Here is a 12,492-nt window from a genome sequence, read left to right as displayed (position 1 = left end):
CATCAATATCAAAAAAATTCCTATGGATTTTAAAGATGAAATCAAACTCTTCGGCGACAAAGTCGAAAAGCTCAAAAACCAGATTCAGACAGAAGAAGCTACTAAGAATGCTTTTATCATGCCCTTCATTAAAGTCCTGGGCTACGATGTATTTGACCCATTTGAAGTAATGCCGGAGTTCATTGCGGATATCGGAATTAAGAAGGGCGAAAAAGTTGATTATGCGATCATGAAAGAAGGCAAGCCCTCTATACTCATTGAATGCAAGCATTGGGCAGAAAGCCTGGATCCGCACAATTCTCAGCTTTTCCGGTATTTCCATACAACAACCGCAAAATTCGGCCTATTGTCTAATGGAATAATTTACCGGTTTTATACAGATCTTACGGAGCAGAATAAAATGGATGATAAGCCATTCTTTGAATTTAATGTTACAGATATAAAAGATAACCAGGTCGAAGAATTAAAGAAATTTCATAAATCATATTTCAACCTGGAAAACATTCAAACTACTGCGAGTGAGCTAAAATATATGAATGAGCTTAAAACGCTGATAAATATTGAGTTTCAAACCCCGTCTGAAGGGTTGATTAAACTCTTTACCAAACAGATATACAGGGGGATGTTAACTTCAAAAATTGTGGAGCAGTTCGGCGCACTTACTAAGAAGTCAATACAACAATACATCAATGACCTGATAACTGAAAGGCTTAAATCTGCGCTGAAAAAGGAAAATGAGGCTGAGCCGACTGATCCTGAGAAGGAAATCGCAAAAACAAATACAGAGGAAAAGGGCTTATTGATTGAAACTACCGAAGAGGAAAAAGAAGGTTACATGATTGTAAAAACAATTCTGCGACAAAAAATAAAGCCGGCCAGAATAGCCTACCGGGACGCTCAGTCCTATTTCGCCATACTACTGGATAATAATAACCGAAAAACAATATGCAGATTGTATTTTAACGGCTCGCGAAAATACATTGGCACTTTTGATGAGCAAAAAAAAGAAACGAGGACAGAGATTCTAACTGTCGATGACATCTTCAAATTCGAAGAAATACTTCATAAGACGGTTGATTGGTATGATTCAGAAAAAGTTCAGGCATAAACATGCCAGCGCATATAGCAGCGTACTAATCATATTAGCGCCTCAAATATTCGATGAAATAAATTATTTCAGATAATGTTCACTATTGCTCCCACCACAGTTATTAATCAAATTCAAATGTTATTATGTTGATCAAAAAATGTTCATCCATGAAAAAAGTAATTTTAATTTTGGTAATTATTACCCCATTTTATTCGGCCTGTTCTCAAACAGCGAAACCCGATACAGACCTAAAAGAACAAAAAAGCAAAGCAGAGCTTTTCTCAAACAAATCTGGTTCTCTGATACAAAAACAATTTATGGATGTTGGCTCGCTGGGAGGTTGCCAGATTCAAGTGGCCCAATTTACCGACTTGATTGGCGGAGAAACTACCAAGGCATTGCGTTTTGAATATGCTTATTCCGGAACATATTCATCTGATACCAAAATAGGCATGCTTGATATGGATGAAGTTGATGCACTCATTAAATCTTTGAACATTATAAAAGACAAGATAATACCGACGACACCAGAAGTATACACCGAAATTCAATATAAAAGCCGTGGCGGCTTCCAGGCAGGATGCTTTTATTCACAAAAACAATGGTCCACCTTTTTAAAACTAGAGCGATTTGATGAGAAGTCCTATGTCTTTATGAAGGATGGGGATATTATTCAATTGTTGTCACTATTGAATAATGCAAAGGCCAAACTCTAAATTTCCAGTTTCAATAATGAAACGCCGTGATTTAAGTGAATAACTTTAGTTCGTTACGCTATATATCCAACTGAATTTAGCCACATGGACTTTGTACCAAAATATAATATCATATGTTTGTAACATAAATGGAAATGGGATATGGAGTACAATTGAAAGCACCTGGAGAATTAAGTGATACGGGAGAAACTAACAGGATAAAGTTTCTTTTTTTAAATTTATACTATCATTTATCTGCAATGCTATCAAATGGCAACCTTCAATCGGCTATTTTGACACTTTCTTTGATTGATCTTTTTTTTGACAACCCTTACAATMAGATTTTTTTATATTTTTAATTGAACATTAAAAAGCATGAAATGTATTTACAACGATTTTTTTTTATACTTCTTATCATTTGGGGGATCAGTAGTTGCGGGGTCAGTAAAAAAGCACAACACCAGGAAACCTCCTTTGATCAAGGTATCGGGCAGATAAAGCACCTGGTAGTTATCTATATGGAAAACCGCAGTTTCGATAATCTATATGGAGAGTTCAAAGGAGCAAACGGTATTAAAAATGCTAAAAAAGGCAACTTTGTGCAAGTTGACGAGAATGGAAAGCCTTATAAGTACCTGCCTGAGATCCCGCGTAACAACTCTTTCCCTACCAACCTCCCAAATGAACTTTTTAATATAGACCAATACGTTCCGTCCGACAAGGCAACGCCGGATGCTACTCACCGTTTTTTTCATAACCAATTGCAAATAGACGGGGGAAAGATGGATAAATTTGCGGCATGTAATGACTCTAAGGGACTGGCAATGGGCTATTATAACACTAAAAAAATACCTTTGTTTCCGATAGCCCAAAAATATACACTGTGTGATAATTTTTTTCAGAGTGTATTTGGCGGCTCCTATTTTAACCATGTTTACCTGATTTCTGCTGCCGCGCCAGTTTGGCCGGATGCTCCGGAATCATTGATCGCAAAATTCGATGCCGATGGAAAGATGATAAAGGATGGCATAGTTACCCCTGACGGCTATGTTGTCAATCATGTTCTTTCCCGAAACACACCTTACCCTCCCCATTCGGATACTTCCAGATTATTGCCCTCTCAGACGATGCCGACTATTGGCGACAGGCTGAGCGAAAAAGATATATCCTGGGCATGGTATTCCGAGGGATGGGACGACGCGGTGGCAGGAAAGAAGAATAATTTTGCTTATAACCATGAACCTTTCCTGTATTTTTCCCGGTATGAAAACGGGACAGAAGGCCGAAAACACATGAAAGATCAAAATGATTTCATTAAAGCAGCGAAAGAAGGTACCCTTCCCAGCGTTTCCTTTGTGAAACCCGGCGGAGGCAATGACGAACATCCGGGCGGTTCTGCTGTATATTCTTCAGAACAACTGGCAGTAAACCTGATCAATGCAGTATTAGATGGCCCCAATGCAAAGGACGCATTGGTTATCCTGACCTACGATGAGTTTGGTGGCTTTTTCGATCACGTTGCCCCCCCGGTTATTGACAGATGGGGCCCCGGGAGTCGTATTCCTGCAATTATTATCGGACCATTTGCCAAAAAAGACCATGTAGATCACACACAATATGAGACAGTCAGCATTCTTTCTTTTATAGAGCATAGATGGGGAATAGCACCACTGGCTGAACGGGATAAAAATGCGAACCCATTCAGGAATGCGCTGATATTTAAATAAACCACTGCTATCAGGAGGAGGAATATGTTATGTACAAGAAGATCGGAATAGTAGCACTGTTGCTTACAGGGCTATTTATTGTAAGCTTTACCTCCGTTAATTCGAATCATACAGCACAAACACAATCGAGTCCGCGTGAACGAAAAATTCAAAAAGAAGTTTTAAGTCAGATCACATCCTTCCACGATTATGTAAAAGATACCTTATTGTTGGAGGTTAGTAAAGATCAGATTGATGAACGAAAAGTTCAGCAAGCCTTTTTAAAATCAAGATTGCTGTTCAAAAAATTTGAATGGGCAGCAGCGTATTTTACTGCCGACCTGACGAATAGATTAAATGGCCCTCCTGTACAAGAGATCGAGAATGCTGATTTATTAGACCCTTCTTTAGCCCGTGCTATTGATCCAATGGGCTTGCAGGTGATAGAGCAATTGGTCTTTCCGAAGTACGATACCGCCGAAAAAAAAGAACTGATCAGCGAAACCAGGCATTTAATAACAAATACGGATTATCTGATTTCTTATTATTCTGATCATCAGCTGGCGGATTGGCGAATATTGGATGCTGCCAAGTTAGAGGTATTCAGGATAATCACGTTGGGAATTACCGGATTTGATAATCCTCTTTCTTTAAACAGTATGGAAGAATCATCTGCATGCTTAAATAGCCTGCGGGATATCCTTTTTTTCTATATAAATAAAAAGAACAAAACGACTTTATCACAGGATCTGAATGCCTCGATAGCATACCTTAATCACAACACTAATTTTGACTCCTTCGACAGAGCGACATTTATTACACGCTTCGGGAATAAGATCAGTACCGGGATAGCAGAACTGGAGCAGGACTTACCAGGCCGCAAAATTACATATAACCGAATGCTTAGGCAGGAGGTAAGAACATTATTTGATTCCGGTGCATTTAATGCAGACGCATTTTCTCCCGGCCCTGAATTTCAGGTAACAGATGCTAAAGTGGGGTTAGGTAAAAGACTTTTTTATGATGAATCGCTATCCGGTAACGGCACAAGAAGCTGTGCTTCCTGCCACAACCCGGATTTGGCATTTACGGATGGACTGGCTAAGCATACAGATATTCATGTTCCTTCAAAACTGGTGACCAGGAATGTACCAACGTTACTCAACGCTGCGTTACAGTCAAATTATTTCTATGATTTGAGGGCGTTAACGTTGGAGGATCAGGTGCGTGATGTAATCAGTAATAAACAGGAGATGGATGGTTCGATGAGCGCGATCATAAAATATGTTTCTACAGATACATCATATCAGTCGTTATTCGCAAGGACTTTTTCTACAAAAAGGGAAAAAGGAATCAGATCGGATCAGGTGACAAATGCGCTTGCCGCCTATATTCGCAGCCTGACCAAACTCAATAGCCGGTTTGATGAGTATATGCGAGGTAATGAAGATGCCCTGTCAAACCAGGAATTGAAAGGCTTTAATTTATTTATGGGGAAAGCGAAATGTGCCACCTGTCATTTCGCACCTCTGTTTAATGGAGTTACTCCCCCAAAGTACGTTGAAAGTGAAACGGAAGTATTGGGAGTCCCTGCGTCCCTGACAGATTCCACGCTGGACCCGGATCCAGGTTACTACGGCGTGATTGGTGTTGATTCCTATAAATATGCTTTTAAGGTTCCCACTATCCGGAATATCAATAAAACGGCGCCTTATATGCACAATGGCGTATATCGGACTTTAGAGCAGGTAATGGAATTCTATAATAATGGGGGAGCTATAGGGTTAGGAATACATCTTTCCAATCAAACGCTTTCTAAAGAAAAGCTTCACCTCAATGAAAAAGAAAAAGAGGATATCATTGCTTTTATGAAGAGCTTAGAAAGTAAGTAAAGAACAGCAAATTGATGTGGAGGAATTTAAAACTAAAAAAGCGACACAAAATCCAATCATGAATTTTGTATCGCTTTTTGCGGAGAGTCAGGGATCACAGTCGAACACCTCATTCCCCTCATAACCTTCCTGAATAATTTAAAGATATTTTAATCAACTATTCATGTATAATAATAAAATTATGTAACTAAATACTTCTCATAATTTTTAACACTTTGACAACTAAAGTAGTTTTATCTATCCAGGATGATTCTTTTATAGTGCTTTTTTTAATCCTTCCCATTTTACAACCCATGAACCATCTTTAGGAAAGCCTGGAGCATTACCTGCAGGTGCACCATCCCAACCGGCAGCCATCATGGCTATAGCATAGAGCAAACCGCCATTGCCTGGGAAATAAGGAAAAGGGCCCCCACCATCAACCAAACCATGTTCTTCCAAACGAAAGCCGGGGTAGTTGAGCAAATAATCTATTGCTTTCTCGCCTTGTCCAAGTTTTGCTGCACACATAGCGAGCATAGGAAAGTCCCATCCCCAGGTATGACTGAATTTCCAGGTTTCACCAACTTTTTTTAATGTCCTTTCCATCGTGGGTACATCTACGCCATCACCTGGCAACATACCGTATGCACCAATCAAGGCCGGATGTTCAAAGGTGTAGTTCTTCCACATGTCATTGATGTTTTCCCAGGAAACATACAGCCCATCCTTAACAGGGAGTAGAGAAAGTTTCGCAAGTACATCAGCATATTTTGTGCTTACAGGCATTTTCAATCTTTTACGCCATTCTTGCGCAATTTTTAACCCTGTGCGCCAATAGCTAAGTTCAAATGTAGGGTTGATGGTGGTGCGAGGATCTGCATTTTCCGATACTACCTGTAATGGGTAACCTAGTATATACCGGTTTTGATCTTTATTGTAATGCGCATATGAAGCCATAAAATCAGCCGATTGCAACACCACATCCTTCCATTTATTGAGGGTTTTTGCATTGGGATGAGACCTGTAATCCAGTTCGGCAAAGAATATGGGGTGTGGTTGCTGCCAGATCAATAAGGCAGTGATTTCCAAGGGCCATTCCCAACGAGCCTGATCACCAATGGTTTTGGGCCATCTGGCACCATCGTAACCTTGTCTTTTTGCCCTCGCTACAGATGATTCCAGATGATCTCCGTACGCCTTCATACTTGGATCAAGCAGCGGCCATCTGTCCCAAAGAGCATAATGCGTACCGTGCCACCAGATCATTTCATAATGATATTTACCATACCAGCCATTATTTACCAGGCCACTTTCCTGTGGTGGCAGAGAACCTGCTTCATTAATTGCCATAACATATTGCGAGAGCACAATACGCCTTTCCAGTTCTTTCCACCTCGGATCTTTACTTTCAGAAAGATCTATTGCTCCACCACTTTTCCAGAATTTTTCCCATTTCTTAATGCTCTCATTACTGGTCTGCTGGAAAGTTGGCAAGTCAGATTTTATAGGCCTTTTGGAAAAAGAAAGGCTGATTTCTGCCTGGTCTTTACCTCCGAATTGAAGTTCATATCTGTGCGCTTTCCTCTCTTTTATCGTTCCTCCATTTTTCCATTGCATCCGTACATCGTATTCTGTATCGTCCAGCTTTCTATGGAAATCTGTATGCTCACTAGAAAATACGGCTTCTGTAGTATGTTTACCTGGATTGTTCCAGTCTGCACCATTTCCAAATTCAGCCATTGAAGCATAAGGAAATTCAAGAAACGCACCGATCAGACCATCATTCAAATTGTCTGCTTCAATTTTGATGGCTATGGCGTCTTGTGTAGGATGGCCAACGGTTGTTACTTTTATCTTCCGCCCTTCGAGTTCAAATGTACTCGTGGCTATTCCTGTCCAGAGATCTATTTTTTGAACTGGATTTTGCAGATCGTTTAGCACGGCCATGGTTCCATCTTTTCTTTTTAGGATGAGGCCTAATCTTCCCAGATGAATACGTTGCGGATTGCCCCTCATCCAGTTAGACAGTTTTTCCTGCTCCTTGTTTTGGATGTCGTACCTGACCATACGACCTTGTGCATTCCATTCCTGTCCTCTAAAATCGGCAGGTGTTTCTGTGGTGGGTAAGGGAAACTTGTGCCAACCCCAATTGGACATGGTATTGCCGGATTGCGTAAAGGTTTGCATACCGGTAATATCGAAACCATAAGCGAACTCACCGTTTCCCACCTGACTTGGCCCTTTTAAGTTTATGTCAGTGATCGTAATGTTATGTCTGGTTACGACAGCTTTACGGTCAATTTTTGAAGGTTGCGACTGGTATGACTGGAAGGCATAGGAATTTTGAATGGCAAAAATTGAAAAAGCAAAAATCTGGAGTGCTATCAATAGTCTGAATTTGTTCATAGCCGGTTATTCGTATCTGGTTAGCGCGAATTCTAAAGATAGACATATTGATTTGGATTTGCATCCTGTACTAACCTGAGTGAGACTCAGGAACCAATGCTCTTTAAGTGAAAAAAATCCAAATAATCACTGTCACCTAAATGGGGTACTTACATGGATACTACAAATATTATTGAAGGCTTCCATAGGCAGCTTCGTGCAGTTACAAAATCCAAAGGCGCCTTCCAGTCGGAAGACGCCCTCATGAAACTCTTATTCCTTGTCCAGGAAAATATATGTGCCAGGTGGAACAAGCCTGTACACAACTGGAATGAGACATTGGCGCAATTATCAATTATATGTAGCGAACGTTTGAAACTTAATCTTTAATCACTGTGACACACTTTATGTAATACTACCGATGTGTGTCAATGATAATGATAGAAAAGCGGAACTCATTGACACACAGAAATAAAGAAGCTCTGTCAGCCTATTGCTTACAGAGCTTCTAGTGCCCATTAGTGGAGCATTATCGAACTATTTGTGTTTCCAGTCAAACTAGTCTCAGTCTCAAATGTAACAGAGTCCCCCAAGGCTATCATGCAATTCATATACAGCAGTTCTAAACTCTTAGCATATCAACCACCGGGATTAACTATTTGCACAATATCTCCACCTGCTGAAACAGCTTGTACCAAGCCTACTGCTGAACCACCTAAGGAAATGCCAGCACCTATACCAACTGCAATTACTTCATCAGAAAGCTCACCGCCAGATCTTACTACACCACCAAGATTGGATAATATATCTTGGAAATAGCTTAAAAAGTCCTCCTTGTTATATATATCGGCAGTCAGCGAAAGGGCGAATATAAATGTATCCGTAACGGCAGTGATAACATTACGCATCTCCAAATTATCTATTCTTCCACCAAACCAATCTTTCATGGTTGCATAAACAAAGGCTGTTATTCTTAGCCGGTATGCCGTCGTATTTTGATGATCCTTTTCTATTGGGATCGTGAGCAAAGGGATGACAATCTCGAATCCACGAACCAATTGATCTAGTTCACTAACTCGACTTGAGCGGCCCATAGATGTTGCTAACGATAACAAGGCTAATGGCATGGAAGCAATTGAAGCAATCGCAGCCCCTCCTTGGGAATAAGTTTTCTTCAAGTCATCCAGCACATTCAATGGCAATGAAGAACGATGGCCGTCAAACAACGTCTTAAAAAGGTTGGGCGAACTCAAGCCAGCATCACCAAGAGCAAATGGCGCTTCTCCCGTTACTATTCTATGCCCGTAGGTATACGGGATGGCAATAATAAACGAGACCGCATTTAGGATGGTTAAATCCTCATTATCACCAAATAATGATGCGATCCTTCTGTACAATGCACTTAAAAATGGTGGTAAAACTTTACCATTCATTAATGAAGGAATACTTTGTACCATTTCCTTTACAAAATCAATGATCCCCATCATGACCTTTTTCATAGGAACAATGAAAAGTTTAATGAGATCTTTGATAATTGCATGAAAATATTTCACATCTTTAGAAAGCGCATGCGACAGATCTTCAAACAATACATTTAACTGTGGGATTATACCTTCAATAGCAGGCTTAACTGTATTATTGACAAAATTCTGGAACTGGCGAGTACCAACCGAAGCTGAGGAACCACCTTCAAAGAGCTGGTTATTGGCTATCAACGAGAAGATCCAGTTGCCAGCCGCCGAATCAAAAGGATTATGAATTGACTTCACTTTATTTAGACTCTGTGATGCAATATTTGAAGGTAAAGGTGCATTGAAAACCAAGGATTCAATCTTACCAAACTCTTCATTCAAAAATTGCTGGAGATCACTCAATCTTTTTTCTACTGCGTCGGCACTATATGTGATCCCATTCTTTAAAAGCATAGAAATTATCTTATAGGTTCTCCAAACATCGTTAAAGCCTAATATATTTCCTAACCAACGTAAAGCATCACCTATTGCAATTTTGACTAAGCTTAATACCCAATCAATCCCCTTCATGACTTCTGACAAAGTATCAAGGACGAAATGATAAACATCACCGGCTATATTAATGATTAATTTCAAAGTGCTTCCTACTTTCTCAATAATAGTTGTAACGGCATCTACAACATCTTCAGCCACTTTCTTAACGGCTCTCCACAGGTTCTTGAAGAACCCACGAGCCAGGTGGCTATCATGCACCGCTTTTAAGTAATCACTTTCTGTAAATAATTGCCAGGTGCCGCGCTCAAGTTTGATTCCTATTTTAAAATCCGGGATATCTTGTAGGTGTAGTTTGCCAGTTTCCCTTGTGCCATTGTTTGTTAGCGATACAAACAAGTCCCCTTTTCTTACCGCACCAATTTTGGCATAAGCAGCAACACCGGTAAGTGTACGTAGGCAGTCGACTACATTATTAATGGTTGCTGGTGGATGGTAACCAGTTAAAATACTGTCCCCATTAGCATCCTTAGCATTTCTTAAATCATCTGCCGTCTGAATTTTGGATAAACCCTGGATGACCTTTCCGTGTGGAAAAATATTGATTGTCTTATCAATGAAATTGGCGTTTAGATAAAATATGGGCGCTAATACTTCGTCTGTGAATTGAACGATACTAATAAACCCCCGGTTATCTGTTTTTACAGTCACCGGATGATCAACATCCATGTTGTAGGTTTCTCCATTTATCTCAACATATAGCCATTCAGAGGAAGCAAGTGAAAATGATTGGCCAGCTAGAATATTGCCATCCTGGTCTGTTAATTTGATGAGGGTTGTATAAGATGGTACCTCCAATAAGTAAGGGTCATTTTCTTGCTTAATTGTCCTGGTGAACCAAAAGCCAGATGTAGGGCACTCCCAATTATGGACAAAGTTTCTATTCTTGTCAACATAATAAATCTCATTCGTAAACTTCACTTTGTTCCGTATAGTAGACAAGTGAGCGATTTTTTTATCAAACAGCTCTTCTTCATCCCAGGTATATGTGTCACCATTCTTCGTGCCACTGATGTAATAAAGATTACCGCTTTTAGTGATAGCCCACACAGAAATCCTTTTAGCATCTTCCGTTACATACAACTCTTGTATATCCTTTACTTTATCATTTACACGTTGAAATTGATTGATCTTGCATCCTTGAAAGAAAAATATACCTTCGGCAGTTCCAACATAGAGATCAGATGACATCATCTTAGGATCAGTTGGTGCGCCTTGGGTAATGAACATGCAGTTGTAATGCAAATTCAAGTAAGGCGTTGCAACCGGGATGTTGGAAGTACTGAAATCATATGTATAACTACCGCCAGATTGATCTGGAATGGTAATACATACCAGGCTATTCGTATCGCCAAGTTTATACAAAAAGAAATTAGCTTTCTGACCAAAAGCATATCCCACCTCTACTTGTATCATATTTTGCGGCCAGCCAGGTACATCTAACTGTATGGCCGATTGCGCAGTATCGCTCACTTGGTAATACACAATGTTACCACCAATGTGTCCATCTAATACAACCAATGCATGCTTATTCATATCGGTTGTGCCGATACGAATATTCCTTACTTCGAAATAGGCATTAATACCATTTACTTTTTTAGCTTTTTGAAAGAAGTTTTTCCAATCATAGGCAGTCGGTATATTCTCTGCTACGAATATATCGGTATACGAACTCCCTCTTCGGGCAAGTGCCATGGCTATTGAAATCGTGCCATCTCGATTTTCAGACAGGTCAAAGGTGACTACCCTATCATAGTCGTACAAACCTTTCACGAGCTCGTAAGCAGCATATCCTCCAGCCATGCCATCCTTATAATGGAATAGGTGGAAGACGCCTTTACTATCAATGTCAAAAAGCATCACGTGGCCTTGCTGGTCTTGCGTAATCAGTAATTGATCTGTTGGCTCAATTGGCCATGCCTTCGAATGGCTATTCATGAGTTCACAGGATACTAATACCTCCACATGCTTTACTTTGGGAATCCCTTTTGCGGGGAGGGAAATGATGTCGTTCAAATGAGTGTTCATGGTTATCATAATTATGAGGTTATTATGTGTTTATATTATTTTGAGGAGCATCCTTAGATGTTGCAGTTTTTGTTATATACGACATCTGTTTACCTGCAATTAAACATTACGGTATGCGTATTACATTCTCTATATGAAGTATTATTAAAAAACAGATGCACACATCTATCAAGAAGAAACTATCAACTTTTCATACTTGTATGAGCAAGGATGTATATGGGCGGAGATGGCTCACTTTATTTGCTATTGACTTGTCGAAAAGTTCCTTAAGGTGTGTTCTTTCGAAAACTGATATGCTGATTATTTGGAGCATTTTAAAGAAGAGTTCAATCTTCCATCAACGTTTATATAACATTGCGATTTTAGAGGCATTCAGATCAATATTATTCGTGAGGATCAGCCAAAACACAATACAGACAATATTTTCAACGAACTTATTATAGTAACATCAAAACACTAGTGCTATTGTATAAATGCTATGAGTAGTGCCCGGCTAAAATAGGATAATGTAATTATTTAAAAAATTTAAATAAAATGAACAAAAGATACGGTAAAACGTTTCAGGCGGGAAAATTGTTTATTCAATAAGCAGCTAATTTACATATTGTGGATCGTGGTGGCAATCTCACGAGCCTTATTACAGATTGAGATTGAGCTTGCACCGGCCAGGTCCACAATTAATTGCTGATC

General features: G+C 39.7%; 6 protein-coding genes and 1 pseudogene. 5 read left to right on the top strand and 2 right to left on the bottom strand.

What is annotated here, in order from left to right; genetic code table 11:
* The first annotated feature begins 22 nt into the window (after nucleotides 1-22).
* From AC1DCV_RS31165 to AC1DCV_RS31150, 4 genes are all read left to right on the top strand, one after another.
* On the top strand, nucleotides 23-1,108 hold the full coding sequence (locus AC1DCV_RS31165; RefSeq protein ID WP_477026836.1) for a type I restriction endonuclease: 1,086 nt from the start codon (nucleotides 23-25) through the stop codon (nucleotides 1,106-1,108).
* A 149-nt stretch (nucleotides 1,109-1,257) separates the two neighbouring features.
* Nucleotides 1,258-1,806, top strand: a complete 549-nt coding sequence (locus AC1DCV_RS31160; RefSeq protein WP_477026835.1) for a hypothetical protein — start codon at nucleotides 1,258-1,260, stop codon at nucleotides 1,804-1,806.
* A gap of 359 nt (nucleotides 1,807-2,165) precedes the next feature.
* Nucleotides 2,166-3,512, top strand: a complete 1,347-nt coding sequence (locus AC1DCV_RS31155) for an alkaline phosphatase family protein (protein ID WP_477026834.1) — start codon at nucleotides 2,166-2,168, stop codon at nucleotides 3,510-3,512.
* A gap of 29 nt (nucleotides 3,513-3,541) precedes the next feature.
* Complete coding sequence (locus tag AC1DCV_RS31150; RefSeq protein WP_477026833.1) at nucleotides 3,542-5,383, top strand: cytochrome-c peroxidase; 1,842 nt, start codon at nucleotides 3,542-3,544, stop codon at nucleotides 5,381-5,383.
* Between the two features lie 255 nt (nucleotides 5,384-5,638).
* Here AC1DCV_RS31150 and AC1DCV_RS31145 read toward each other — a convergent pair whose 3' ends face one another.
* A complete protein-coding gene (locus tag AC1DCV_RS31145) occupies nucleotides 5,639-7,771 on the bottom strand; it encodes a hypothetical protein (RefSeq protein WP_477026832.1) in 2,133 nt (710 codons plus the stop codon).
* Between the two features lie 153 nt (nucleotides 7,772-7,924).
* On the opposite strand from AC1DCV_RS31145, the pseudogene AC1DCV_RS31140 reads away from it, so the two are divergent.
* Nucleotides 7,925-8,140 (top strand): annotated as a pseudogene (locus AC1DCV_RS31140) (IS256 family transposase); the annotation flags it as partial.
* Nucleotides 8,141-8,388: 248 nt separating this feature from the next.
* Here AC1DCV_RS31140 and AC1DCV_RS31135 read toward each other — a convergent pair.
* On the bottom strand, nucleotides 8,389-11,802 hold the full coding sequence (locus AC1DCV_RS31135) for a hypothetical protein (protein WP_477026831.1): 3,414 nt from the start codon (nucleotides 11,800-11,802) through the stop codon (nucleotides 8,389-8,391).
* Between the last annotated feature and the right edge of the window lie 690 nt (nucleotides 11,803-12,492).

Source organism: Chitinophaga sp. 10T418 (assembly GCF_056394125.1).
The sequence above is the reverse complement of the archived record's forward strand: the minus strand, read 5'-3'. Positions and strand labels throughout refer to the sequence as shown.

Excerpts from the sequence above, each read along its gene's own strand:
- AC1DCV_RS31155 (WP_477026834.1), top strand. The coding sequence starts at position 2,166 with ATGTATTTACAACGATTTTTTTTTATACTTCTTATCATTTGGGGGATC.
- AC1DCV_RS31165 (WP_477026836.1), top strand. The coding sequence starts at position 23 with ATGGATTTTAAAGATGAAATCAAACTCTTCGGCGACAAAGTCGAAAAG.
- AC1DCV_RS31135 (WP_477026831.1), bottom strand. The coding sequence starts at position 11,802 with ATGAACACTCATTTGAACGACATCATTTCCCTCCCCGCAAAAGGGATT.
- AC1DCV_RS31145 (WP_477026832.1), bottom strand. The coding sequence starts at position 7,771 with ATGAACAAATTCAGACTATTGATAGCACTCCAGATTTTTGCTTTTTCA.
- AC1DCV_RS31160 (WP_477026835.1), top strand. The coding sequence starts at position 1,258 with ATGAAAAAAGTAATTTTAATTTTGGTAATTATTACCCCATTTTATTCG.
- AC1DCV_RS31150 (WP_477026833.1), top strand. The coding sequence starts at position 3,542 with ATGTACAAGAAGATCGGAATAGTAGCACTGTTGCTTACAGGGCTATTT.